General features: G+C 71.2%; 24 protein-coding genes and 1 riboswitch. Of the genes, 11 read left to right on the top strand and 13 right to left on the bottom strand.

Annotated features, from left to right (window positions below):
• Positions 1–22 precede the first annotated feature (22 nt).
• The 3 genes from cydB to hisC all read right to left on the bottom strand — a co-directional run bounded on the left by cydB (position 23) and on the right by hisC (position 3,981).
• Positions 23–1,027 carry a cytochrome d ubiquinol oxidase subunit II gene (gene cydB / locus VM636_RS15550; protein WP_030420098.1) on the bottom strand — a complete coding sequence of 335 codons (1,005 nt, stop codon included), beginning with the start codon at positions 1,025–1,027 and terminating at the stop codon, positions 23–25.
• A gap of 20 nt (positions 1,028–1,047) precedes the next feature.
• Positions 1,048–2,553, bottom strand: a complete 1,506-nt coding sequence (locus tag VM636_RS15545; RefSeq protein ID WP_030420097.1) for a cytochrome ubiquinol oxidase subunit I — start codon at positions 2,551–2,553, stop codon at positions 1,048–1,050.
• A gap of 348 nt (positions 2,554–2,901) precedes the next feature.
• Complete coding sequence (gene hisC, locus VM636_RS15540) at positions 2,902–3,981, bottom strand: histidinol-phosphate transaminase (RefSeq protein ID WP_053913051.1); 1,080 nt, start codon at positions 3,979–3,981, stop codon at positions 2,902–2,904.
• Positions 3,982–4,382: 401 nt separating this feature from the next.
• Between hisC and VM636_RS15535 the strand changes: the two genes are divergently transcribed.
• The 3 genes from VM636_RS15535 (at position 4,383) to VM636_RS15525 (ending at position 7,917) form a co-directional block, all read left to right on the top strand.
• Complete coding sequence (locus VM636_RS15535) at positions 4,383–5,495, top strand: LacI family DNA-binding transcriptional regulator (protein WP_078855889.1); 1,113 nt, start codon at positions 4,383–4,385, stop codon at positions 5,493–5,495.
• Positions 5,496–5,770: 275 nt separating this feature from the next.
• On the top strand, positions 5,771–6,865 hold the full coding sequence (locus VM636_RS15530; protein WP_078855888.1) for a metallophosphoesterase: 1,095 nt from the start codon (positions 5,771–5,773) through the stop codon (positions 6,863–6,865).
• Positions 6,866–7,047: 182 nt separating this feature from the next.
• Entirely contained in the window at positions 7,048–7,917 is an 870-nt protein-coding gene (locus tag VM636_RS15525; RefSeq protein WP_030420093.1) for a membrane protein, read from the top strand.
• 24 nt (positions 7,918–7,941) lie between these two features.
• On the opposite strand, the gene VM636_RS15520 is transcribed toward VM636_RS15525, so the two are convergent.
• Positions 7,942–9,450, bottom strand: coding sequence for a VWA domain-containing protein (locus tag VM636_RS15520; protein ID WP_338484863.1), 1,509 nt, complete (start codon positions 9,448–9,450; stop codon positions 7,942–7,944).
• Between the two features lie 88 nt (positions 9,451–9,538).
• Positions 9,539–11,377, bottom strand: coding sequence for a phosphomethylpyrimidine synthase ThiC (gene thiC / locus VM636_RS15515; RefSeq protein WP_030420091.1), 1,839 nt, complete (start codon positions 11,375–11,377; stop codon positions 9,539–9,541).
• Positions 11,371–11,560, bottom strand: a riboswitch (TPP riboswitch). Its footprint overlaps the gene before it by 7 nt.
• 71 nt (positions 11,561–11,631) lie before the next feature.
• Here thiC and VM636_RS15510 point away from each other — a divergent pair.
• A complete protein-coding gene (locus VM636_RS15510) occupies positions 11,632–13,194 on the top strand; it encodes a YibE/F family protein (RefSeq protein ID WP_053913049.1) in 1,563 nt (520 codons plus the stop codon).
• 258 nt (positions 13,195–13,452) lie between these two features.
• Here the strand turns inward: VM636_RS15510 and VM636_RS15505 are convergent, their stop codons facing one another.
• The 4 genes from VM636_RS15505 to VM636_RS15490 form a co-directional block, all read right to left on the bottom strand.
• Positions 13,453–13,890 (bottom strand): SsgA family sporulation/cell division regulator, encoded by a 438-nt coding sequence (locus tag VM636_RS15505; protein WP_030420089.1) that lies wholly within the window; start codon positions 13,888–13,890, stop codon positions 13,453–13,455.
• Positions 13,891–14,004: 114 nt separating this feature from the next.
• Entirely contained in the window at positions 14,005–14,742 is a 738-nt protein-coding gene (locus VM636_RS15500) for a helix-turn-helix domain-containing protein (RefSeq protein ID WP_338486380.1), read from the bottom strand.
• A 311-nt stretch (positions 14,743–15,053) separates the two neighbouring features.
• Positions 15,054–15,260 (bottom strand): DUF5326 family protein, encoded by a 207-nt coding sequence (locus tag VM636_RS15495; protein ID WP_030420087.1) that lies wholly within the window; start codon positions 15,258–15,260, stop codon positions 15,054–15,056.
• Positions 15,261–15,433: 173 nt separating this feature from the next.
• Positions 15,434–15,751, bottom strand: coding sequence for a cupin domain-containing protein (locus VM636_RS15490; RefSeq protein WP_053913048.1), 318 nt, complete (start codon positions 15,749–15,751; stop codon positions 15,434–15,436).
• Positions 15,752–15,811: 60 nt separating this feature from the next.
• Between VM636_RS15490 and VM636_RS15485 the strand changes: the two genes are divergently transcribed.
• The 5 genes from VM636_RS15485 to VM636_RS15465 all read left to right on the top strand — a co-directional run bounded on the left by VM636_RS15485 (position 15,812) and on the right by VM636_RS15465 (position 19,579).
• Positions 15,812–16,189 (top strand): phage holin family protein, encoded by a 378-nt coding sequence (locus VM636_RS15485; RefSeq protein ID WP_030420085.1) that lies wholly within the window; start codon positions 15,812–15,814, stop codon positions 16,187–16,189.
• Positions 16,190–16,192: 3 nt separating this feature from the next.
• On the top strand, positions 16,193–16,684 hold the full coding sequence (locus VM636_RS15480; RefSeq protein ID WP_030420084.1) for a low molecular weight protein-tyrosine-phosphatase: 492 nt from the start codon (positions 16,193–16,195) through the stop codon (positions 16,682–16,684).
• Complete coding sequence (locus VM636_RS15475; protein WP_338484859.1) at positions 16,681–17,850, top strand: cystathionine gamma-lyase; 1,170 nt, start codon at positions 16,681–16,683, stop codon at positions 17,848–17,850. Before VM636_RS15480 ends, VM636_RS15475 begins: the two co-directional genes overlap by 4 nt.
• Positions 17,851–18,088: 238 nt before the next feature.
• Positions 18,089–18,571, top strand: a complete 483-nt coding sequence (locus VM636_RS15470) for an NUDIX hydrolase (RefSeq protein ID WP_053913045.1) — start codon at positions 18,089–18,091, stop codon at positions 18,569–18,571.
• A gap of 141 nt (positions 18,572–18,712) precedes the next feature.
• Positions 18,713–19,579 (top strand): GNAT family N-acetyltransferase, encoded by an 867-nt coding sequence (locus VM636_RS15465; RefSeq protein ID WP_338484857.1) that lies wholly within the window; start codon positions 18,713–18,715, stop codon positions 19,577–19,579.
• A gap of 74 nt (positions 19,580–19,653) precedes the next feature.
• Here the strand turns inward: VM636_RS15465 and VM636_RS15460 are convergent, their stop codons facing one another.
• Together VM636_RS15460 and VM636_RS15455 are read right to left on the bottom strand one after the other, a co-directional pair.
• Complete coding sequence (locus VM636_RS15460; RefSeq protein WP_338484855.1) at positions 19,654–20,130, bottom strand: heme-binding protein; 477 nt, start codon at positions 20,128–20,130, stop codon at positions 19,654–19,656.
• Positions 20,131–20,210: 80 nt separating this feature from the next.
• Positions 20,211–21,419, bottom strand: coding sequence for an MFS transporter (locus VM636_RS15455; protein WP_030420079.1), 1,209 nt, complete (start codon positions 21,417–21,419; stop codon positions 20,211–20,213).
• A gap of 136 nt (positions 21,420–21,555) precedes the next feature.
• Between VM636_RS15455 and VM636_RS15450 the strand changes: the two genes are divergently transcribed.
• Together VM636_RS15450 and VM636_RS15445 are read left to right on the top strand one after the other, a co-directional pair.
• Complete coding sequence (locus tag VM636_RS15450) at positions 21,556–22,020, top strand: MarR family transcriptional regulator (RefSeq protein WP_030420078.1); 465 nt, start codon at positions 21,556–21,558, stop codon at positions 22,018–22,020.
• A 46-nt stretch (positions 22,021–22,066) separates the two neighbouring features.
• Positions 22,067–22,519 (top strand): GNAT family N-acetyltransferase, encoded by a 453-nt coding sequence (locus tag VM636_RS15445; protein ID WP_030420077.1) that lies wholly within the window; start codon positions 22,067–22,069, stop codon positions 22,517–22,519.
• A gap of 60 nt (positions 22,520–22,579) precedes the next feature.
• Here VM636_RS15445 and VM636_RS15440 read toward each other — a convergent pair whose 3' ends face one another.
• Together VM636_RS15440 and VM636_RS15435 are read right to left on the bottom strand one after the other, a co-directional pair.
• Positions 22,580–23,971 carry a serine hydrolase domain-containing protein gene (locus VM636_RS15440; RefSeq protein ID WP_338484851.1) on the bottom strand — a complete coding sequence of 464 codons (1,392 nt, stop codon included), beginning with the start codon at positions 23,969–23,971 and terminating at the stop codon, positions 22,580–22,582.
• 185 nt (positions 23,972–24,156) lie between these two features.
• A complete protein-coding gene (locus VM636_RS15435; RefSeq protein ID WP_030420075.1) occupies positions 24,157–24,990 on the bottom strand; it encodes a pentapeptide repeat-containing protein in 834 nt (277 codons plus the stop codon).
• Between the last annotated feature and the right edge of the window lie 325 nt (positions 24,991–25,315).

Raw genomic sequence — 25,315 nt, 5'->3', positions numbered from 1 at the left:
CGTGAAACACCCCACCACGGACTCAGTGCGCGGGGTCGGCGATGTGCTGGGTACCGATCCGCTTGCGGAACACCCAGTAGGTCCAGCCCTGGTAGAGCATGACCACCGGAGTGGCGATCAGGGCCAGCCAGGTCATGATCTTCAAGGTGTACGGGCTGGAGGAGGCGTTGGTGACGGTGAGGCTCCAGTCCGCGTCGAGCGTGGACGGCATGACGTTCGGGAAGAGCGTCAGGAAGAGCATCGCCACGGCGGCCACGATGGTGACGCCGGAGAAGGAGAAGGCCCAGCCCTCCCGGCCCGCCCGGTTGGCCCCCAGCGCGGCGACCAGGGCGGCAACGGCCACGACCAGGGCGACCAGGCTCTTGGCGTCCCCGTCGGCGGTCTGCGTCCAGAGCAGGAAGCCGAGGGCGAGCACTGCGGTGACGAGGCCGACCTTCGTGGCGAGCGCGCGGGCCCGTTCCCGGATGTCACCGACCGTCTTGAGCGCGGCGAACACCGCCCCGTGGAAAGTGAACAGCGTCAGCGTGACCAGCCCGCCGAGGAGGGCGTAGGGGTTGAGGAGGTCCCAGAAGGTCCCCACGTACTCCATCTCACTGTCGATCTTCACCCCGCGGACGATGTTGCCGAAGGCCACGCCCCACAAGAAGGCCGGGATCAGCGAGGTCCAGAAGATCGCCGCTTCCCAGTTCCGCTGCCAGTTCTCCTCGGGCCGCTTCGCCCGGTACTCGAAGGCGACGCCCCGGATGATGAGGCTGACCAGGATGATCAGCAGCGGCAGGTAGAAGCCGGAGAAGAGCGTGGCGTACCACTCGGGGAAGGCGGCGAAGGTCGCGCCGCCGGCCGTGAGCAGCCACACCTCGTTGCCGTCCCAGACGGGTCCGATGGTGTTGATCAGCACCCGCTTCTCGGTCCGGTCGCGGGCGAGCAGCTTGGTGAGGACGCCGATCCCGAAGTCGAAGCCCTCCAGGAAGAAGTAGCCGATCCACAGGACGGCGATCAGGACGAACCAGACGTCGTGCAGTTCCATGACTGTGCAGCTCCCTCGGCCTAGTACGAGAAGGCCATCGGCTTGTCGGCGTCACGGGAGTCGCCGCCGATCTTCGTGGGCGGGTTGAGGTCGGCCTCGGTCAGCTCCGGCGGGCCGGCCTTGACGTACTTGACCAGCAACTTGACCTCGACGACGGCCAGGACGGCGTAGAGCAGGGTGAAGACGGTCATCGAGGTGAGCACCTCGGCCTGGGAGACGCCGGGCGAGACCGCGTCGCGGGTCTGGAAGAGTCCGTAGACGACCCACGGCTGACGGCCCATCTCGGTGAAGATCCAGCCCCAGGAGTTGGCGATCAGCGGGAAGGCCATCGTCCAGAGCGCCAGCAGCCAGTACAGCCGGGTGAGCTTCGGCCGGAGCGGCTTCTTCAGCAGGACCAGGTTCGGCACCTCGTCCTCCCCGGTCCGGGCGGCGGACGGCAGCAGGAACTTCTTCCGCGTGAGCCAGAGCCCCAGCACGCCGAGGGAGAAGGACGCCATGCCGAAGCCGATCATCCAGCGGAAGCTCCAGTACGCGACGGGGATGATGGGCTGGTAGTCACCGGGCCCGAACTCCGCCTGGAGGGCCTTGTTGGTGTCGTTGATGCCGGGCACGTAGGACTGGAAGTCGCTGTGTGCCAGGAAGGACAGCAGGCCGGGGATCTCCAGGGCCACCTTGTTGTGGCCCTTGTCGACGTCGCCGTAGGCGAAGACGGAGAAGGGGGCCGGGCTCTCGCCGTCCCACAGCGCCTCGGCCGCGGCCATCTTCATCGGCTGCTGCTCGTACATGACCTTGCCGAGGGTGTCACCGCTGACCGCGGTGAGCAGTCCGCCCAGGGTCAGGGTGACGAGACCGAGCCGCAGCGAGGTCCGCATGACCGGGATGTGCTTCTTGCGCATCAGGTGGAAGGCGGCGATGCCGACCATGAACGCGCCACCCGTGAGGAAGGCCGCCGCGAAGCTGTGGAAGACCTGGTTCAGCGTGGTGTTCTGCGTGAGCACCAGCCAGAAGTCGGTCAGCTCGGCCCGGCCCTTTTCCTCGTTGAAGCGGTAGCCGACGGGGTGCTGCATCCAGGAGTTGGCGGCCAGGATGAAGTACGCCGAGAGCAGCGTGCCGATCGAGACCATCCAGATGCAGGCGAGGTGGATCTTCTTGGGGAGCTTGTCCCAGCCGAAGATCCACAGGCCGATGAAGGTCGACTCGAAGAAGAAGGCGATCAGCGCCTCGAACGCGAGGGGGGCGCCGAAGACGTCACCGACGAAACGGGAGTAGTCCGACCAGTTCATGCCGAACTGGAACTCCTGCACGATGCCGGTGACGACACCCATGGCGATGTTGATCAGGAAGAGCTTGCCCCAGAACTTGGTCGCCCTGAGGTACTTCTCCTTGTCGGTGCGGACCCAGGCGGTCTGCAGACCGGCGGTGAGCGCGGCCAGCGAGATCGTCAGCGGGACGAACAGGAAGTGGTAGACGGTCGTGATGCCGAACTGCCATCGCGCCAGCGTCTCGGGTGCCAGAGCCATGTCCACGTCGTCGGTCTCCTTACATCGCCGTGGTCGCGGCAATTTGCGCGTGTCCGTCGCGCCCCTGCGGATCACACCATCCGGGGAGCAAACAGACGAGCTTGTGAACGCGTTCACATTCACAAGCAATTATGGCCTACTGCTTTTCGCCATCGGAAGGGGGGTCCCCTGTGACGTCAACCCCTCCGGGAGGGTTCAACAAAAAGTTGAGTCAGAGGCCATGGGGTGCGCTGACATGCTGGTTCCACGTGAAACCCGTCACCCCGGGCGGTCGGGCGCCCCGGGTGACGGGTCAGGGTTCGGGCGTGAGGTGTCACGGCACGAGCCACGGGCGGCGGACGCCCTCCGGCTGTGCTAGAGCCGCGTGCGGAACTCCTCCGCCGCCTTCAGGAAGATGTCGTTGGCCTCGTCCTCCCCGACGGTCACCCGCACCCCCTCACCGGCGAACGGTCGCACGACCACACCGGCCCGCTCGCACGCCTCGGCGAAGTCCACCGTGCGCTCCCCCAGTCGCAGCCACACGAAGTTGGCCTGCGTCTCCGGGACCGTCCAGCCCTGCGCGCGCAGCGCGGCGACCACCCGGGAACGCTCGCCCACGAGCGAACCGACCCGTCCGATCAGCGCGTCCTCGGCCCGTAGCGAGGCGATCGCCGCCTCCTGGGCGAGCTGGCTCACCCCGAAGGGCACCGCCGTCTTGCGCAGTGCCGCCGCCACCGGCTCGTGGGCGATGGCGAAGCCGACCCGGAGGCCGGCCAGACCGTACGCCTTGGAGAAGGTGCGCAGCACGCAGACGTTGGGCCGGTTCCGGTAGATCTCGACGCCGTCGGGCACCTCGGGGTCGCGGATGAACTCGCGGTACGCCTCGTCGAGGACCACGAGCACGTCCTTCGGCACCCGGTCGAGGAAGCGTTCCAGCTCCTCGCGGCGCACCACCGTGCCGGTCGGGTTGTTCGGGTTGCAGACGAAGATCAGCCGGGTCCGGTCGGTGATCGCCGCCGCCATCGCGTCCAGATCGTGGACCTCGCCGTCGGTCAGCGGCACCTGGACCGCCGTCGCCCCGCTGATCCGCGTGATGATCGGGTACGCCTCGAAGGAGCGCCAGGCGTAGATCACCTCGTCGCCGGGGCCGGCGGTCGCCTGGATGAGCTGCTGGGCCACGCCGACCGACCCGGTGCCGGTGGCCAGGTGGCCGACGGGCACCCCGAACCGCTCGGACAGCTCGTTCATCAGCCCCGTACAGGCCATGTCCGGGTAGCGGTTGAACGACGAGGCCGCGGCCGCCACCGTCTCCATCACGCCCGGAAGCGGCGGGTAGGGGTTCTCGTTCGAGGACAGCTTGTAGGCCACCGGCCCACCGGCCGCGGCGGGCTTGCCCGGCTTGTAGGTGGGAATCCCCTCCAGTTCGGCGCGCAGCTTGGGGCTCGTCTCGCTCACCGCAGTCCTCCTCGTGACCACCACCGGCATCGAATGCTTCTCACCCTATGAGGATTCGGCGCCCCTGCGAATAGGCCCGGACCCACCTCATCCGTCACATAGGCATCACGGGCATCAGGGGTCTTTTCCGCCCGATTCGGGGGGCGCGTCGCACATATATCTACGCGCCGGTGGCTTGCGCCGTGGCGCGCATCCCTCGTGCAGGTGAGTTGAGACCTCTTCGCAACATCGCCGCTGTGGCAGGCTGCCGCTCACAGACACGTAACGTACTGGGGTGTGACCCCCCAACTTCCTTTATTTCAGAGGCTGTTATGGTCTTCCGACCATGCAGAAACGTGCCTGTCAACGCGTGCATATGCGCCCGCCCTACCCCACCGTGTGAGCCCTACTATCGGCTCGCCATGACAGCAGCAGGGAAGCACCAGGTGAGCCGCGCGGAAACCTCACGCCGAGGCAACCGGCCGGGTCGGGCGGGCATCAGGGACGTGGCCGCCGCCGCCGGAGTCTCCATCACGACCGTCTCCGATGCCCTCAACGGCAAGGGGCGACTCCCGGACGCCACCCGGCGCCATGTCCGCGAGGTCGCCGACCGGCTCGGCTATCGTCCCTCAGCCGCCGCCCGCACACTCCGTACCGGCAAGTCCGGCCTCATCGGTCTGACCGTGACCACGTACGGGGATGAACCTTTCACCTTCACCGAGTTCGCGTACTTCGCCGAGATGGCGCGGGCCGCGACCTCCGCCGCGCTCGCCCGCGGCTACGCCCTCGTCATCCTCCCGGCGACCTCCCGCCACGACGTGTGGTCCAACGTCGCCCTGGACGGCACGGTCGTCATCGACCCCTCCGACCAGGACCCGGTCGTGGGCGAGTTGATCCGCCAGGGCTTACCCGTCGTCTCCGACGGCCGCCCGGCCGGCACGCTCCCCGTCACCGCCTGGGTCGACAACGACCACGAGGCCGCCGTCCTCGGCATCCTCGACCATCTGGCCGCCGCCGGCGCCCGGCGGATCGGACTGCTCACCGGCACCACGACGGACACGTACACCCACCTCTCGACCACCGCCTACCTGCGCTGGTGCGAACGCGTCGGGCAGGATCCCGTCTACGAGTCCTACCCGGCCCACGATCCGTGTGCCGGCGCCGTCGCCGCCGACCGGCTCCTCGCCCGCCCGGACCGGCCGGACGCCGTCTACGGGCTCTTCGACCCCAACGGCACCGACCTGCTGGCCGCCGCCCGCCGCTACGGGCTGCGCGTCCCGGAGGACCTCCTGCTCGTCTGCTGCAGCGAGTCCACCGTGTACGCCAGCACCGAGCCGCCCATCACCACCCTGTCGCTCAAGCCCCGCCGCATCGGCACCGCCGTCGTCCAGCTCCTCATCGACGCCATCGAGGGCCTCGACTCGGACCAGCCGGTCGAGCAGGTGATACCGACCGAACTGATCGTGCGCACCTCCTCGCAGCGCCGCCCGCCGCGCACCACGGTGAGCCCGCCACGGTCACCCGAGAGTCGCTAGTCCCCTTCCGGGTGCGTGCCGAGCCCACCGCGGCCCTCGGCACGATCCGGGAGAACGGCGCCGGGCCCGGCGAGCCGGGCGACACGGCACGGCCGCGCCACGGCGCCGGCCGGGCCAAGCACGGCCCAATCGGGGCGAAAGCCACGGCGATCCGAAGGCCCGTCCCGATTCACCACCCCTGGGTCATCACACGGCGCGATCCGCATTCCTATGATGGGCCCACACACCGCGGGCCGCTGCGACCAGGCAGTCCGAAGCGGTGCAGATGCGGCGCGATGGTGGAGGGGTCGATGACTCAGGGGGCCGGTCAGGGACCCGCGGTGGAGCGGACGGCGACGGTACGCGACTTCCGGGTGCCCGCCTACGTCCACGAAGCCGCTCCGTACGCCGCCTCGGGCACACACCCGGGCAACGCCGTCCCTCCCGGCGAGGAGGACCGCCCCGACGGCTACACCCCGACCCAGCGCGACCTGCCGGTCATCCGCCGCGGCGACACGGTCCAGGTGACCGTCGACCCCGCGGTCGCGCCCGCCGCCCAGTCCACCGCGGGCCCCGGCCCGCTCTTCGTCGTCGGCGACGTACACGGCTACCTCGACGAGCTGGAGTCCGCACTGCGCGAGAAGGGCCTCGTCGACGAGGCCGGCCACTGGAGCGCGGGCACCGCCCGCCTCTGGTTCCTCGGCGACTTCACCGACCGCGGCCCGGACGGCATCGGCGTCATCGACCTCGTGATGCGGCTCTCCGCCGAGGCGGCCGCGTCCGGCGGGTACTGCAAGGCGCTGATGGGCAACCACGAGCTGCTGCTGCTCGGCGCGAAGCGGTTCGGCGACACGCCCGTCAACTCCGGGGCCGGCACCGCGACCTTCCAGGCGGCCTGGCTGCTCAACGGCGGCCAGAAGTCCGACATGGACCGCCTCCAGGACCACCACCTCCAGTGGATGGCCCGCCTGGACGCCCTGGAAGAGGTCGACGGCCACCTCCTGGTGCACTCCGACACCACCACGTACCTCGACTACGGCCGCTCCATCGAAGAGGTCAACGACACCGTCCGCGAGACCCTCACCCGCAACGACGTGGAGGAGGTCTGGGACCTGTTCCGCAAGCTGACCAAGCGCTTCTCCTTCCGTGACGAGGGCGGCGCCGACGCCGTGCGCTCGCTGCTGGAGACCTACGGCGGCACCCGCATCGTCCACGGCCACAGCCCCATCCCGTACCTGACCGGCGAGGTCGGTTCCGAGGACGGCGAGGAGGAGTCCCGGCCCGCGGTCGAGGGACCGCACGTCTACGCGGACGGTCTCGCCATCGCCATGGACGGCGGGGTGACGATGGCCGGAAAGCTGCTGGTCCAACAACTTCCCCTCGGGTCCTGACCGTTGAAGGCGACGGCCGGGACGCCGCCGATTCGGCGGGTCCCGGCACCCAATTTCCGGAAACCCCCTGTCACCACGCGCCGTCCCGGCTCTACCATCGGCTTATCCGTAGCAGGCTCCCCTCCGTTTCTGCCCGACGGCTCGTTGGCATGCGAGCCCCAAGCCCTACGGAGCATCGGGGGATGCACATGAACAGCGTTCCGCAGCACTTGTCGACCGAGGACCGCCAGGAGTACGAGCGGATCCTCGATGAGGCGCTGCGCTCCGCACCATCGCGTCCGGAGCCGGCGCACGCCGGTCAACGGCTCACCACCGAACAACTGCGCACCCTGGCGCTGAACGCGACCGCGCTCATCACGGCCGCGGCGGCCACCGAGTACCAGCACTACGTGAAGGTCCGCGAGGAACTGCGCCGGCCCGCCCCGGCCGCCGCGGCACCCGCCTCCCGCACCACCGGCGCCGAGGATCCGGAGGGTGGCGCGGCGCACCTCGCCGCCACCATGGGCGAGGTCGCGGAGGCGAGCGGCGCGGGCGCCGTCGCCGTCATCGCCGTCCTGGCCCCCGTCCTGGCCGGCACCGCGGCGGCCCTCTTCCTGCTCGTCGGCTACGTCCTGCGCGTGCTGGCCCCGGAGCAGGTGTTCGCCCAGACCCTGCTCACCACGGGATGGGTCTTCGGCGCGGTCACGGCGGTGGCGATCCTCGTCGCCACCGCCGGCCTCCTGATGACGGCCCTGCGCAACCGGCCGTCCGCCGAGGCCGCCCGCCGCGCCGATCCCCACGGGGATCTGGCCCGCGCCCGGGAGGCGTGGCACGACGCCCTGCTGCACCGCGGCATCCTGCCGTTCCTGCGGGAGGCGCTGGAGGATCCGCGTACGGCGACCGCGCTGCACGCGGGACCGGCGGCGCAGTCCGGCCGGATGCCGCAGCTCGGGTACGGGCGGCCGGGCTTCAGCAGCCCCGGCGAGGGGTCCACCGCGGACCACCGGCCGCGGTACTCCAGCCCGGACTTCAGCAGCCCGGACTTCGGCGGTCCGGAACACCAGCCGGAGTAGCCGCCGGGCCGGGACGGGCGGGGATCAGAGGATGCCCGCCCGCCCGGCGGCGGTGATCCACGACGGGAACTCGGACAGCAGGCGGTCGTACAGCTCCGGGTCGGGGACGGTGCCGATGTCGTCCACCGCGAAGAAGCCGACGTTGTCGACGCGCCGTCCGGGCAGGGTGTCGAACTTTTCCAGCACCCCGTAGCCGGCGCGGCCGATGCCGACGAACTGCCAGAAGACGGGCTCCTCCACGGCCTCGCGCAGTTCCCGCTCGATCTCGGTGTTGCGGTACACGCCGCCGTCGGAGAAGAACAGCACCAGGGTGGGGTCCGGTGCCGGGTTCTCCCGTACGAAGGCCCGCACCTCGGCGATCACCTTCTGCTCCTCGTTCTGGATGCCGACCGCGCGCATGTCGACCTGGTCGGGGTGGAGCCCCTTCTTCCTGGCACGCCGGAAGAGACTGATCTCCCCCACGCGCACATGCAGGCGCAGCCACTCGGGGAGGTCGCCGAGGCGCAGGTCGGGCAGGCGGGCCGGGTTCGAGGCGAAGGTCCACGCCTGCATCTCGCCGTCGTCGTCCAACTGCGCCGCGACGGCCGCCATGCGTTCCACGACGTCGGCGACCACGCCCTTGGTGTAGAGGGCGCTCATGGACCCGGAGGCGTCGAGGACCAGGACGACGCGGGCGGTGACACCTGCCGCCCCGTGCTTGCGCAGGCTGACGGCGACCTGCTCCTTGCGCAGCGACAGGCGCTTGCGCATGTCCACGGGCAGGCGTTCCTCCCCCTGGGTGAGGTGGGAGGCGGGGTGGGGCGTGGGTGGTGCGGGTGGAGTGGGCGGCACGTGCGGTGGCGGGGGTGTCGGGACGTACCGTCCGGCGGGTTCGGCGGCGGAAGCCGGAGGGAGGGGACCCGGTGGCGGGGCGGGAGGCGTCCGCGCCGGGGGCGCGGTCGCAGCGGCGGGTGGCTGTGCCGGAGGCGCCGGCGTCGTGTCGGGGGCCTGTGCCGGTGCCCCCTCGTCGACCGTGATGCCGAAGTCGGTGGCCAGCCCGGCGAGCCCCGCGGCATAGCCCTGGCCGACCGCGCGGAACTTCCACCGGCCCTGCCGTCGGTACAGCTCGCCCCCGATCAGCGCGGTCTCCGTACCCGCCGTCATGTCGAACCGGGCCAGTTCGGTCCCGGTCCCGGCGTCCAGCAGCCGCAGTGACAGCCCCGGCACCCGGCCGAAGGTCCCGCCGTCGGCCGAGGCGCACAGCACGACCCGCTCCACCTCCGGCTCCAGCGCACGGAGGTCCACCTCGACGGCGTCGGCCGTGGCTCCGCCCGCGGAACGGCGCCCCAGGTGCCGCACCGCGCCGGAGGCGTGGCGTGGCTGGTTGAAGAAGACGAAGTCCTCGTCGCCGCGGACCCGGCCGGCCGAGGTGAGCAGCAGCGCCGAGGCGTCGACCTCGGGCACGCCGGGCCCGGCCGACCAGGCGAGTTCGACGCGGACCACGGGGGAGTCGACGGCGAGGTTGGCACCCTTGCTCAGAGAGGTGGCAGTCATGGGACCAGTGTGCCGAGCCGGCCCCGGCAGAGGGAGGGGCGGCCCCGGGAGACCGTCCCCTCCCCGTCCACCGGGTCCGGACGGGACCTCAGTCGGCGAGGGGCAGGTACACCCGGTTCCCGCTCGCCGCGAACTCCTTCGACTTCTGCATCATGCCCTCGGCCACCTCCTCGGCCGTGGCCCCGTCGGCCGCATCACCGCCGAACCGCTCGGTGATGCTCTGGCTGATCTTCATCGAGCAGAACTTCGGCCCGCACATCGAGCAGAAGTGCGCGGTCTTGGCGGGTTCCGCCGGCAGCGTCTCGTCGTGGAACTCCCGTGCCGTGTCCGGGTCGAGGGACAGGTTGAACTGGTCCTCCCAGCGGAACTCGAAGCGCGCGTCCGACAGCGCGTCGTCCCACTCCTGCGCACCTGGGTGGCCCTTGGCGAGGTCGGCCGCGTGAGCCGCGATCTTGTAGGTGATGACGCCGGTCTTGACGTCGTCGCGGTTGGGCAGGCCCAGGTGCTCCTTGGGGGTGACGTAGCAGAGCATGGCCGTGCCCCACCAGGCGATCATCGCGGCGCCGATGCCCGAGGTGATGTGGTCGTACGCCGGGGCGACGTCCGTCGTCAGCGGGCCGAGCGTGTAGAACGGGGCTTCCTCGCAGATCTCCTGCTGGAGGTCGACGTTCTCCTTGATCTTGTGCATGGGGACATGGCCCGGCCCCTCGATCATGGTCTGCACGTGGTGCCGCTTGGCGATGCGGTTCAGCTCGCCCAGCGTGTGCAACTCCGCGAACTGCGCCTTGTCGTTGGCGTCCGCGATGGAGCCCGGCCGCAGTCCGTCGCCCAGCGAGTAGGTGACGTCGTAGGCGGCGAGGATCTCGCAGAGTTCCTCGAAGTTCTCGTAGAGGAACGACTCCTTGTGGTGCGCGAGGCACCACGCGGCCATGATGGAGCCGCCGCGCGAGACGATGCCGGTCTTCCGGTTCGCGGTGAGCGGCACGTACGGCAGGCGGACGCCGGCGTGGACGGTCATGTAGTCGACGCCCTGCTCGGCCTGCTCGATGACCGTGTCCTTGTAGATCTCCCAGCTCAGCTCCTCGGCCTTGCCGTCGACCTTCTCCAGCGCCTGGTAGAGCGGCACGGTGCCGATGGGGACGGGGGAGTTGCGCAGCACCCACTCGCGGGTGGTGTGGATGTTGCGGCCCGTGGAGAGGTCCATCACGGTGTCCGCGCCCCAGCGGGTGGCCCAGGTCATCTTCTCGACCTCCTCCTCGATGGAGGAGGTCACCGCGGAGTTGCCGATGTTGGCGTTGACCTTCACCAGGAACCGCTTGCCGATGATCATCGGCTCGATCTCCGGGTGGTTGACGTTGGCCGGCAGCACCGCCCGGCCCGCCGCGATCTCCTCGCGGACCACCTCCGGCGCGACGTTCTCCCGGATGGCCACGTACTCCATCTCGGGTGTGACCTCGCCCCGGCGCGCGTACGCGAGTTGTGTCACCGCGGTGCCGGCGCGGCCCCGGCGCGGCTGGCGCGGGCGGCCGGGGAAGACCGCGTCGAGGTTGCGCAGGCCCCCGCGGGGGGACGTGTGCTTGATTCCGTCGTCCTCGGGGCGGACGGGGCGGCCCGCGTACTCCTCCGTGTCGCCGCGGGCGACGATCCAGTTCTCCCGCAGCGGCGGCAGGCCCCTGCGGACGTCGGTCTCGACGGACGGGTCGGTGTACGGACCCGAGGTGTCGTAGAGCGTGACCGACTCTCCGTTGGTGAGGTGCACCTGACGGACCGGCACGCGCAGGTCGGGGCGCGAACCCTCGACGTACGCCTTGTGCCAGCCGATGGACTTCCCGGCCTCCCCGGCGGTCGACTCCGGTCCCTTCGTCTCCGTCGTCGACTCCGTGACGTTCTGCGTGGAGGCAGGCGTGCGTGCGTCCTTGATGGCCATGAGACCAAGCTCCCTACGCCGGCATTACCCGGTAACAGGTTCGGCGGTCGACGCAGCGGCTTCCGTCCGCCGGCGCTTCGTGTGAAACATCACTCGTCTTCGGTGATGTTTCATGTGAAACGTCGCTGGGACGGAGGTCAGCGCCCTCTCAGCCCGGTGCTCCGAGCTCCCGCGTGTACAAAGGTGCCCCCACGCTAGCCTCAATTCGGGCGCGGTGACCAGAGGGCCCCTCCCCTTCTTGCGATGATCGGGCGGTGACCACGACGCATCATCCTCCGCCTCCGCCGCACGACCCCCGCCGTGGGCCGGGTGCCGAAGACGACGGCCGCCACGCGACGGACCGCGGGCGGGACTGGGCCTTCGACACGAACCCGGCCTCCGGACCAGCGGGTTTCCCTGGCCGGCCGACGGGCGGTGACGGATCCGGCGGGCACGGCGGGGGCGGGCACGGTGGAGGCGGGCACGGCCCCGGTGGCGGACACGGGCACTCACACGGGCACTCACACGGGCACGGCCATGGTCCCGCGGCGCCGGTCTCCCGCCACCTGCGGAAGGTCATCGCCGCGATCCTCATCCCCTTCGCCACGGCGGTGCTGGTCGGCCTCGTGGTGCTCTGGCCGGGCGGGGCACCGCCGCACGAGCGCACCGGCGTCGGCTTCGACCGGCAGACCCAAGAGGCCACCGTCACCAAGGTGGTCGAGGTGAGCTGCTCGTCCGTCAACGCCTCGGGAGCCGTCCCGACCGGGGACACCTCCACCGCGGAGGGCTCCTCGGCGGTCCAGCAGGCGAACGGCACGTGCAAGCGGGCGACGATCCGCGTCGACACCGGCAAGGACAAGGGCCGCACGTTCACCGAGATCGTGCAGCCGGACCAGTCGCGCCAGCTCCACCAGGACGAGCAGGTGGTGGTCGCCTACGAGCCCTCCGCCCCGAAGGACCTCCAGTACTCGGTGACCGACGTCAACCGCCGGCTGCCGCTGGCCCTGCTGGCCGGCATCTTCGCCGTGGCGGTGGTGGTCGTCGGACGGCTGCGCGGACTGATGGCGCTGGTCGCCCTCGCCATCAGCTTCCTGCTGCTGAACTTCTTCGTCCTCCCCGCGATCCTCCAGGGCTCCAACCCGTTGCTGGTGGCGGTCGTGGGGTCCAGCGCCATCATGCTGATCGCCCTCTATCTGTGCCACGGACTCTCCGCCCGCACCTCCGTGGCCGTCCTGGGCACCCTGATCTCGCTGTTGCTGATCGGGGTCCTGGGCTCGCTGTTCATCGGCTGGGCGGCGCTCACCGGCAACACGGACGACAACACCGGCCTGATCCACGGCCTGTACCCGCACATCGACATGAGCGGTCTGCTGCTCGCCGGGGTGATCATCGGCTCGCTCGGCGTCCTCGACGACGTGACCGTCACCCAGACCTCGGCCGTCTGGGAACTGCACGAGGCCAACCCGACAATGGGCTGGCGGGGGCTCTACCAGGCGGGCATCCGGATCGGCCGCGACCACATCGCGTCCGTCGTCAACACGCTGGTGCTCGCCTACGCGGGTGCCGCGCTCCCCCTGCTGCTGCTGTTCTCCATCGCGCAGAGCAGCGTGGGGGCGGTCGCCAACAGCGAGCTGGTCGCGGAGGAGATCGTGCGCACCCTGGTCGGGTCCATCGGCCTGGTGGCCTCGGTCCCGGTGACCACGGCGCTCGCCGCGCTGGTCGTCTCCGCCGACCGCCGGGAGGCGGGCGGGGCGGTACCCGCCGTCGCCGGCGTCCCCGGGCCGTCCGGGGCCGGGGCGCAGGGGCGCGGCGGGCGGGGACGCCGCCGGAAGCGTTGATCCCGCCGGGCCCCTGCGGTCCGGCGGAGCACCGGTGGCCCGTGGCGGGGAGCCACGGGCCACCGTTCTTCGGAGCCACCCGTTCCTCGGGGCCGCCGTTCTTCGCTGCCGGTGGCGGGCCGGTCGTCTTTGGCGCCGGCTGGGTGCCCCGCCGCTCCAGAGGCTGCCGCGACGGCCACGCAGACCGGCAGAAGCGTTCCTGCACAGTTCGGCGGCCCGTCGCGGCCTAGGTCACCGCCACCCGGGCGCCGTCGCCGTTCACCCGGCGCTCTGCTCCTCGGCCAGGATGCGGTCCAGGGCCTCGTCGAGGTGCGCGTCGAAGTCGGCGAGCGCGCCCTCCTGCCCCAGCGGCACCAGCTTGTCCGTCCGGTCGAGGAAGGCCACCAGGGGCGCCGCGGAGGACCGGAACAGCGCCTGGTCGCTGCCCACCTGCAGCCGGATGAGCACCTCGGCCAGCGGCTCCGGATCGACCGGCGCGATGCGCACATCGCCGTCGCCACACGGCATGGCGACGCCGTCCACCAGCAGTTCCCGGCCGAAGGTCCAGGTCACCGGGGCGTCTCCGGGGAGATGGAACGTCAGCCGTACGGCATAGGGATCGGAGGTCTCGTACCTCAGCTCCACCGGAATGCGGAACGACAGCTCCTCGGACACGAGAAAGCTCATCATGACCTCTGCCTGCACAGACTCGCCCATTCGCCTACCCCGTCATTCGCCGTCGACTGTCCGGGAAAATCACACCTGGAACCAAACTTCTTACACTGGTGGCATCTTGCTTAACGTACACACCAGATCACAAGGAGTGAGTTTTCAGATAGTGATAGAGGGCGCGAGCGGACCCAGCAGCCGGCCCATCTCGTGCTGCAGCCGGCGCACCGTCGGAAGCAGCCGGCCGGCCTGGTGAGCGGGGAGGGAGAGGGCCACCGCGGCCGGGGTGGAGCCCACGGTGACGGGGATCGCGGCGCAAACGTAGCCCAGCGCGTACTCCTGGTGTTCCGTCACCGGAGCCATTCGCGGCAGCCGTTCCAGCCGCGTCAACACGCTGTGCCGGTCACGCACCGTATAGGGGGTGACGGGTTGCACCGGGTAGCGTCGGAGGTGGTCGCGCCGGCCCGCCTCGTCCAGTTGCGACAGCAGACAGAGCCCGACGGCGTGCGCGTGCGCGGTCTCCCGGAAATCGGCCCACTCCTCGACCGCCGGGTGCTCCGGCGTGTCCGAGACGCCGACGACCTCGACCTCACCGGCGCGGTACACGGCGTAGTACACGGGGGCGTCGATCGCGTCCCGCCAGTTCGACAAAGCGTCGACGACGATGCTGCGACGTTTCTGCTCGACGCCGCTGCGGCTCAGCCGCTCGGCCGCCTCGCCGAGGAAGAACAGGCCCTTCTCCCGGCGCAGATAGCCCTCGTGGACGAGGGTGCGCAACAGGTGGTAGGCGGTGGGCAGCGCGAGTCCCGTCTCCCGCGCGAGTTGCTTGGCGGGGGCGCCGTATCCGTGCGCGGCGACGCATTCCAGCAGGCGCATCGCCCGCTGGACGGAACCGATCAGGGTGGCGGGCGGCGGCTCGGCGGCAGAGGAGGGGGAGGGGAGAGCGGTGCGCGGTGTCCCGTGCGTCTGCACGGGGAGTGCGTGCGGCGCCGCTCGGGCGGTGTCGGTCGTGGCCAAGGATCACTCCCGGGGAAGCGGAGGGGCCCGTGCGGGGCACACGGGGTGGGGGGTACGCCGCTCGCGGGGTGGCCCCCGCGGGAGTCTCGGACTCTAACCCTCGGTCACCGGTCATCGGCCGTCCGTACCGGAAACTTCCCCCGGGCGAGGGACCCGGAGGTTCCCTCGTCACCCCTGCCGCGGCCCCGCTCCCCTCACCAGCGCGACGAGGAACCCGACGTGAACCGGCGCACGACGTAGATCAGTCCGCCGACGAGTGCCACGAAGACCAGCACCTTGAAGAGCAGTCCGATCACGACGCTGAGCACCGTCGCTATCAGGCTGCCGAACACGACCAGGGCGATGACCGGCACCGCGATCCACTTCACCCACCACGGGAGTCCCGTGAAGATCTCTCGCATCGCCTCGTCCTATCTCTCCGCCCGGCCGGTGCCGCTCCTCCGATGGACCGGCACCCTTCCCGGAAGTCTCCGATGTCCTGCACTCGATGCTAGAGCCGCGCGGGCCCTGGCGGGGCTCCCGCATCCCCTGTCTCCCCCTGAGCGATCCCCTAGGGAACCCGGGGGGCGACGGCTCAGCCCTCGGGGGGAGAGAACACCACCAGCACCCGCAGGTCCTCGCTGATGTGGTGGAACTTGTGGGGCACCCCGGCCGGCACGTACACCACGCTGCCGCGGGCGACCTCGGTGGTCTCCGTGCCGACGGTGATCGCGGCGCGTCCGCTGACCACGAAGTACACCTCGTCCTGACCGTGCGGCCGCTGTGGATCGGCCGCTCCCGCGTCCAGGGCGTAGAGGCCCACCGACATGTTCCGCTCCCGCAGGAACTGCAGGTAGGCGCCGTCGTTGGCGGCGCGCTCCGCCTCCAGTTCGTCCAGCCGGAAAGCCTTCATCGTCTCCGCCCGCCCCTGTCTCACCGTTCGTGTCCGCTCGCGTCTGCCACGATCAGACACATGAAGAATTTCGTAGTCAAGACGATCGCCAACGCGGGCGCCCTGGCAGTCGCCGTGTGGCTGCTGGACAAGATCACTCTGACCGGGGGCAGCACCGGCAGGAAGGCCGGCACGCTGATCCTGGTCGCCCTGGTCTTCGGCCTCGTGAACCTCTGGGTCAAACCCATTGTGCAGGTGCTGACGATCCCGCTGTTCATCCTGACCCTCGGCTTGTTCACGCTGGTGGTCAACGCGCTGATGCTGCTGCTGACCTCGTGGCTGGCCGGCAAGCTCGACCTGAGTTTCCACGTGGAGGGCTTCTGGACCGCCGTCCTGGGCGGCCTGATCATCTCGGTCGTCTCCTGGGCCCTGAACGCGTTCCTGCCGGACGAGGACTGACCCATGGCCTACCGCGTCTGCTTCGTGTGCACGGGCAACATCTGCCGCTCCCCGATGGCCGAGGCCGTCTTCCGCGAACGGCTGCGGCGGGCGGGGCTCGACGACCGGGTCCACGCCGACAGCGCCGGCACGGACGGCTGGCACGAGGGCGACGGGGCCGACCCCCGCACCGTCGCCGTGCTGGAGGAACACGGCTACGACGGCACCCACACGGCCAGGCGGTTCCAGCCGGCCTGGTTCGACCGTCTCGACCTCGTCGTCGCGCTCGACGCGGGCCACCTCAGGGTCCTGCGCCGGCTCGCGCCCACGGAACGGGACGTGGCCAAGGTGCGGCTGCTGCGGTCGTACGACCCCGCCGCCGGCGACGACCTGGACGTGCCGGACCCGTACTACGGGGACGCCGGCGACTTCGCGCAGTGCCTCGACATGGTGGAGGCGGCGACCGGCGGACTGCTCGACGCGGTCCGCGCGGACGTGGAAGGACGAGCGGCATGAGCGATTCCCGCACGGCCGGGGGAAGTTCTCAGGACGGCCCTCCGGGGACCGGCGACGGCACCCGCGCGGTGCGCGCCGGACTGCCCGAGCCGGTCAGACACGAGCCGACCCTGCCCGGCCCCGTCTTCGCCGCCCATTTCCACCTCCCGGGCGATCCCACCGGCCCGTACACCTACGGCCGCGACGAGAACCCCACCTGGACCCATCTGGAGCGGGCCCTCGTGGAGTTGGAGGCGCCGGGACGCGACGACGTCGGCGCGCTGGTGTTCGCCTCGGGCATGGCCGCGATCTCCTCGGTGCTGTTCTCGCAGCTCAGCACCGGGGACGCGGTGGTGCTCCCGTCCGACGGCTACCAGGCGCTGCCCCTGGTACGCGCCCAGTTGGAGGCGTTCGGCATCGAGGTGCGCACCGCGCCGACCGGCGGGGACGCCCAGCTCGACGTCCTGGACGGGGCGAAGCTGCTGTGGATCGAGACACCGTCGAACCCGGGGCTGGACGTGTGCGACGTCCGGCGTCTCGTCGAGGCGGCCCACGCGGGCGGCGCCCTGGTGGCCGTCGACAACACCCTCGCCACTCCGCTCGGGCAGCGCCCGCTGGAGCTCGGCGCCGACTTCGCCGTGGCCAGCGGCACCAAGCAGCTCACCGGCCACGGGGACGTCCTCCTCGGGTACGTCGTCGGGCGGGACGCCGCTCCCCTGGCCGCCGTCCGGCACTGGCGCAAGATCGTCGGCGCGATCCCCGGCCCCATGGAGGCGTGGCTCGCACACCGTTCCCTCGCCACTCTCCAGATGCGTGTGGACCGGCAGAACGCCACCGCCCTGAAGGTCGCCGAGACACTGCGGGCCCGGCCCGAGGTGACGGGGCTGCGGTACCCGGGGCTCCCCGACGACCCTTCGTACCGGATCGCCACCCGGCAGATGCGGCGCCACGGCTGCGTCGTCTCCTTCACCCTGGCCTCCCGTGCGCACGCCGACCGTTTCCTCGACGCCCTGCGGCTCGTGGAGGGGGCGACGAGCTTCGGCGGGGTGCGGTCGACCGCCGAGCGGCGCGGTCGCTGGGGCGGCGACGCGGTACCGGAGGGCTTCGTCCGGCTCTCGGTCGGCGGAGAGGACCCCGAGGACCTGGTGGCCGACCTGCTGCGCGCCCTGGACGCGTCGGTGGGCTGACCGGCGTCTGCGCCCGCACCTGGGCAGGTGGTCCGAGCCACGCCGACGCGGCTCGGGCCACCGGGCGGCTCCGTATCCGGCACCTTCCCGGTCGGCACCGCTCTGGTGCGCGGCCGGCCCCGGTACGCGACTGGTCCCCGGGACGTGCGGCCCGCCTCCGCGGCCGGTGGCCATGACGGAGTGCGGTCGATACGCCCGGCGATGTTTCACGTGGAACCAGCCGGGCCACATTCCCCCCATGACCGTCCGACCCGTGGTCAAGCGCACCGCACGCGCCGTCCTCCTCGACGGCGACGCTCTCGTCCTGATCAAGCGCACCAAGCCCGGTGTCGACCCGTACTGGGTCACGCCCGGTGGCGGAGTCGAGCCGGCCGACATGACCGTCGTGGACGCTCTGCACCGTGAGGTGTACGAAGAGCTGGGCGCCAAGATCACCGATGTGGTCCCCTGCTTCGTGGACACGGTGGAGCACATCGGGGAGGACGAGGGCGCGACCGGCGTGAAGGTGCAGCACTTCTTCGTCTGCCGTCTGGAGTCCATGGACCCGGCCCTGCGCCATGGTCCCGAGGTCGATGAGCCCACCGGCGAGTACGAGATCGTCCGGGTGCCGTTCACCCGGATCGGCATCGCCTCCGTCCATCTCGTACCGCTGTCCCTGCGTCACTATCTGGACGGAAACATCGAGGGCGTACGGGCCCTGCACGCCCCCGACCTCGGCTGACAGCCGCCTCCGGCCCTTCTGCCGACACGGCGTCCGCGAGGTGTCGGAGTGCTGTGCCCGCGGCCACGGCATGGCGAAAAGCTCGCACCCGCCGGGCAAAGAGGTGGACGCGGGCACCCTCCGTCGGCCAGCCTGACCAGCGTGCCGACTCCTTCCCTCTCCGCTCTGCCGATCCGCCGTCTGACGCTCCGTGACCTCGACGCGTGCGCCGACCTGTCCGAGGACCGGGGGTGGCCACGCGAAGAGCACAAGTGGGGGCTCCTCCTCACCGCCGGGAAGGGGTACGGCATCGACGACCCCGGCGGCGGCCTCGTCAGTGTCTGCACCGTCACCGAGTACGGCCCGCCCGAACGGCCCTCGCTCGCGGCCATCGGCATGATGCTGGTCGCCGAGCGGCACGCGCGCCAGGGCGTCGGCCGCCGGCTGATGCGCCACATCGTCTCCGCCCAGGGCACCACCCCCCTGACCCTCTACGCGACCCCGTACGGCCGGCCGCTCTACGAGGAGCTGGGCTTCAAGGACATCGGCCGCTCGGAGATGCTGCGCGGCCGGTTCGTCCCCGACTCGGCCGAGTCCCGTATCGCCACCCGCGCCGCCACCGCCGAGGACCTCACGGCGATCGTCCGCCTCGACGAGGAGGTGTTCGGCGCCGACCGTACGCACGTGCTCACCCGGCTGCCCGCCTTCGTCGACCAGTTGCGCGTCGCCGAGGAGGACGGCCGCCTCATCGGGTACGCCGCGGCCTGGCCCAACATGGACACCCACGTGGTGGGCCCCCTGATCGCCCGTGACACCGAGACGGCCAAGGCCCTCGTCGCCTCCCTCGCCGCCGGCACCGGCAGGCCGCTGCGCACCGACATCGACGTCCGGCACGAGGACCTGCTGGCCTGGGTGAAGGAGCGCGGCCTCGCCGCAGTCGCCGTCAACGCGGTCATGACCCACGGCACCGCCGAACTGCCCGGGGACGGTGCCCGGCGGTTCGCTCCGCTGACGGTGGCGGCGGGCTGACCGCACCGCCCCGCGTACGCGCCGCCGGTCCCCGGCCGTCCGGGAACCGGCGTGCACGGGTGACGAGGAGCCTTCTACGGTCGTGGCAGCTTCACCACGGCGGCCGTGGCGAAGGAGTGGTCCTGCTCCGGCGTTCCCCCGCCGACGCCGACGCCGACGGCGCCGATCAGCCGCCCGTCGTGGTGCACGGGAACACCGCTCGCGAGAAGCAGCGGGGGCCGGTCGAGCGCGGTCGGCGGGGTGTGGAAGAGGCCGCCGGGCCGGACCGCGTCGACGAGGTCCGCCCTGGGCGCGTCGAGCTGGAGCGCCGTGTACGCCTTGCGGGTGCCGGTCTCACTGGAGAGCAGCACCGCGCGGTCGTCCCGCCGGAAGGCGAGCAGGTGCCCGCCCGCGTCGAGGACGGTGACGCTGACGGTGATCCCCGCGGCCTCGGCGGCGCCCTGGGCCGCGGTGACGAGGGTTTCGGCGTCCTGGATGGTCAGCGGTGCGACGGCGGTGGGGGTGGCCGTGGGGTGTTCATGACGGGTTCTCCTGGTGGGGGTGTCCCCCACCGGCCCGGCGAGACCGTCGCGGTGGCCCGTCCGGCCGGCGTCGGGGCGCGGCGCGCCCGTCCGCCGGTCCGGCGGGTGGATCAGTGGTGGGCGGTGACGCCCGGTTCGGTGGGCAGCGAGCCCGCGGCGACCGTGGCGGGGGCGGCGTCGCGCCGTTCGAGGGCGGTCGAGAGCACGGCGAGGCCCAGGGCGGTGACGGCCAGTACCGCGCCAACCCAGTTGGGCGCGGTGTAGCCGAGGCCGGCGGCGATGACGGCCCCGCCGAGCCAGGCGGCCAGCGCGTTGCCGAGGTTGAAGGCGCCGATGTTGACGGCCGACGCCAGGGTGGGGGCGCCGTGTGCCTGGTCCAGGACGCGCTTCTGGAGGGGCGGCACGGTGGCGAAGCCGAGGGCGCCGATGAGGAAGATCGTGACGGCGGCGGCGCCCTTGTGGTGCGCGGTGACCGTGAAGAGGGCGAGGACGACGGCCAGGGCGCCCAGGGAGAGGTACAGCATGGGCATCAGAGCGCGGTCGGCGAAGCGGCCCCCGAGGAGGTTGCCGCCGACCATGCCGAGCCCGAAGAGGACCAGCAGCCAGGTGACCGAGCCGTCGGCGAATCCCGCCACCCGCGTCATCATCGGCGCGATGTAGGTGATGGCGGCGAAGACACCGCCGAAGCCGAGCACGGTCATCGCCATGGCGAGCAGCACCTGGACGTTCCGGAAGGCGGCGAGTTCGCTGCGCAGCCGGGTGCCCTCCGCGAGGGGCATGTCGGGTACGAGCGCGGCGACGCCGGCCAGTCCGAGCACGCCGAGCGCGGCGACGGCCGCGAAGGTGACGCGCCAGCCGGCCGACTGTCCGACGAAGGTGCCCAGCGGTACCCCGACGACGTTGGCGACGGTCAGCCCGGTGAACATCATCGCGATGGCCCCGGCCTTCTTGTGCGGGGCGACCAGGTCGGCGGCGACCACCGAACCGATCCCGAAGAAGGCCCCGTGGGCGAGCGAGGCGACCACACGGCCGGTCAGCATGACCGCGAAGGCCGGGGCGACGGCGGAGAGCAGGTTGCCGACGATGAACAGGCCCATCAGCGCCATGAGCATCCGCTTGCGCGGGATCTTGGTGCCGAGGACGGTCATCAGCGGGGCGCCGAACATCACGCCGAGCGCGTAGCCGGTCACCAGGTGGCCGGCCGTGGGGATGGAGACGCCGTAGTCCTGGGCGACCTCGGGCAGCAAGCCCATGATCACGAACTCGGTCGTTCCGATCCCGAAGGCCCCGATCGCGAGAGCGAGGAGCGCGAGAGGCATGAGGCGCACCTTTCCAGAAGATTGCAGAAGCGCGTTGGACGCGCCCACAATAGTTGCAGACGCGGGCTATAGGCAATCGCTGGCAATTGCGGTTCTGGTCTACTCTGGAGCCAGCAGTTCCGCGACGGAGGAACACATGACGGCGACGGACCCGGCACTCACCGCCCTCTCCCAGGGTTGGTGCGCCCTCTCCCTGCTGCACGGGAGGATCGAGACCCATATCGAGCGCGCCCTGCAGTCGGGGCACGGGCTGAGCGTGCGCGAGTACTCGCTGCTCGACGTGCTCAGCCGACAGCACGAGGGCGAAGGAGGGCATCTGCAGATGAAGCAGGTCGCCGACGCCGTCGTCCTCAGCCAGAGCGCCACCACCCGCCTGGTCACCCGGCTCGAGGACCGCGGCCTGCTCGAGCGCTACCTGTGCCCCACCGACCGCCGCGGCATCTACACCGACGTCACCGCCGCCGGACGGAAGCTGCTGGACGAGGCCCGTCCCTCCAACCAGGCGGCCCTGCGGGAGGCTCTCGACGAGGCGGCGACCCATCCCGAGTTGGCTCCGCTGGTCAAGGTGGTCGAGACGCTCAAGGCGCCGATGTCCGTGTAGCCGCCGCGAGGGCCACCCGGACGGTGCCGCTGCGTAGGCTGGCCCCATGGGAGATCTTGAGATACGCAGGACCGTCGAGGACGACCTGCCCGCCGTGGTCGCCATGCTCGCCGACGATCCCCTGGGCGCCCAGCGCGAGTCACCCGGCGATCTGACGCCCTACCGCTCGGCGTTCGCGCGGATCGCGGCCGATCCCCACCAGCACTTGGTCGTGGCCGTCCGCGACGGCCGGGTCGTCGGCACCCTCCAGCTGACGGTCGTCCCGGGACTGTCCCGTCGCGGCGCGACGCGGTCGATCATCGAGAGCGTCCGCGTGCACGCGGACGAACGCGGCAGCGGGCTGGGCACCCGGCTCATCGAGTGGGCCATCGCCGAGTCCCGACGGCAGGGCTGCCACCTGGTGCAACTCACCTCCGACAGGACACGCGAGGACGCCCACCGCTTCTACGAGCGGCTCGGCTTCTCCCCGTCCCATACGGGCTTCAAGCTCGCGCTCTGAGCGAGGGGCCCGTCGGGGATGCCCTGTTTCACGTGAAACAGGGCATCCGCCACGCTTGGGCTATGCCGAGCCCAGGCCCTGCCATCCCCGCGGGTCCACCCCACCGGGCACCGGTGCCCCCTCGTCGTAGGGCCGGCGGGTGAACACGAAGGAGCCGAGGTCCAGGTGGCTCACGGTTCCGTCCGCGCGGCGTACGGCCCGAAGGGTCTCCCCCGCGTAGTAACCCTCGGTCCCCGTCCAGGTCCCGTCGTCGGCGGCGAGGAAGCGGGAGCGGCGCCCCTGGCCCCGCAACGGCTCCAACGCGACCCCGCCGTCGGGCAGGAGACGCAGGGCGAACGCGGAGGTCCCCCAGTACCAGGGCCCGGCCAGCTCCAGCAGGGCCGGGTCGACCTCCGGCAGCGGACGCCATGGTTCGGGAATCCTGGGCTCGGCTTCGGTGACGATGCGCACCAGGTCGGCGCCCACGACGGCGGTCAGCGGACCCGAGGTGCAGTTGGCCAGCACGACCGCGGCCACGTCTTCGTCAACGTCGATCGTCACGTTGGCCAGAAACCCGGGCAACGAGCCCGAGTGCCCCACGAACAGCCGCCCGTCCCGGTGCTGGAGCTGCAGGCCCAGTCCGTAGGTCACCCTGTCACCGACGTCCGCCGCCTCGGCCGGCGCCGCCGGCACCCGCATCTCGCGCACACTCTCGGCGCACAGCACCGTGTCGTCGCCGTCGGCCAGGAAGACGGCGAACCGCGCCAAGTCGCCCGTGGTCGACCAGAGCTGACCGGCCGCGGCCATCAGCCCGAGATCCTCGACGGGCTCGGCCAGCAGCGCGTCGGCCCACGGGTGCACCGCCCAGCCCTTGGCGTAGGGCGCCTCGGGCTGCGCGGTCGTGCGGGTCAGGCCCAGCGGTTCCAGCACCTCACGGCGCAGCACATCCTCCCAGGGGGCGCCGCGCAAGCGCTCGACCACCGCGCCGAGCAGGGAGTATCCGGGGTTCGAGTAGTGGTGGCGTCGGCCCACAGGATGCCGAAGGGGGCCCTCCCCCAGGACGTCGGCCAGTTCGGGGCGCAGGGTGCCGGGCGTGCGCTCCCACCACGGCGCCGGTGACTCGGCGGCGAGCCCGCCCGTGTGCGCCAGCAGATCGGCGATCGTGGCGCGGCCCGCCCCGGTGCCCGGCAGGTGCTTCTCCAGCGGGTCGCCCAGGTCGAGCAGCCCTTCGTCACGCAGCCGCAGGACGAGGACGGCCGTGAAGGTCTTCGTGATCGAGCCGATCCGGTACTGGACGTTCTCGTCGGGGGCGCCCCTGTCCTCCGAGGACCGGGCACCGTGCCACACGGTGCGTCCGCCCCGGACCACCGCCGCGACGAGCGAGGGCGCGCGTCCCTCGGCCTGAGCCACGGCGACCCGGTGCAGCAGCGCTCGGCGCGTGGCGGGAAGCAGGTCATGTTCAACTGTCGTCATCTGCCCAGTCCACCCGCCGCCGGCCGTGCCGTCGACTTCATTTCGCGCACGGCGGGCGATCTCCCGAGCCCGCCTCCGTTCCCCGACGAGCGGCGGCCGGCGCACGTACTCTGCCGTAGGCCGCTCAGGACACGGGCGATCGTCCCCACTGGCGGATCATCGGAACACCTGCGCGCCGCGCCCGCCTACCAGTGCGCCGGACGGGCGAGGTCCGGCGGGAGTGTGGTGGTGGGGTCGCCCTTGGCCGCGTTGAGCTGGGACTGGGTGAGGAAGAGACTGCCCGTGAGGTCGGCGCCCCGTAGGTCGGCGTCGCGCAGATCGGCACCGATCAGGTCCGCCGACCGCAGATCGGCGCCCCTCAGGTCGGCGGCGATGAGGTAGGCGCCGCGGAGGTTGGCTCCCCGCAGATCGGCTCCCCTGAGGCGGGCTCCGATGAGATCGGCTCCCCTGCGGTCCTTCTTCCGGCCCGTGACCTGCGCTCTCACGAGTTCGCTGGTGCGCAGCAGCAGGGCGTTGACCTCACCGCGATGTGCGGGGACGTCCAGTTCGGTGAGCTCCTGGGCGCTGCCGCCGGCAAGGCGTTCGGTCTTCTCCAGCACGCGGCGCAGCTCTCCGTGCAGCGGGCGGGCCGGCGGCAGAGCCAGTGCCTCGCCCAGGTACCAGAGGAGTTCGTGGAGTTGCCGCATGACGGGGAACACGTCGAACATCCGCCGGGCGGTGTGCGGGGCCCGCCGCCAGTCCTGCCCACCGAAGGTGACCTGGGAGACCCGCTGCCCCGCGCCGAAGCAGTCGAAGACGGTGCAACCGGGAAAACCCCGCTGCCGCAGGTCCGCGTGGATGCCGCACCGGAAGTCCGTCCCCAGGTTCGGGCAGGGCCGGCCGGCGTCCTTGTCGATCGCGAAGTCCGCCGAGGCGGCGAAGGGCAGGGCGACGCAGCACAGCCCGAAGCAGTTCGCGCAGTCGGCTCGCAGGCCGAACCCGGCAGCGTCGGGAAACGCCTCTTCGTGCTCCTGGGACACCGTGCGTGAACTCCTGTCGCGAGAGAGCACCACGTCCCGGCGCGCTCCGACCGAGCCCCCATCTTCTCAGGGAGGAACCGGAAGCCGTCCTGTGCCCCCTCCGTACCACTCTCGGCCCTCGAGGAATTCCTGCCGCCGCCACGCCAGGGTGAGGTGCGGTCGCGGACCGTCCGGGCCGGAGCCTTCGTGGACGTCGACGCCGGCATGAACGGCCTCATGGCGACACAGCGCCCCCACCCCGACTCGTCGCACTCCCGGCCGGGCACACCGACGACTCCTTGCCCCGCCCGTCGACAGGGGGTGAAACCTCAACTATGCGAACTGG

This window comes from Streptomyces sp. SCSIO 75703 (genome assembly GCF_036607905.1).
Taxonomy (GTDB): Bacteria; Actinomycetota; Actinomycetes; order Streptomycetales; family Streptomycetaceae; genus Streptomyces.
Note: the sequence above shows the minus strand (reverse complement) of the source record. Positions and strands in the feature narration are given on the sequence as shown.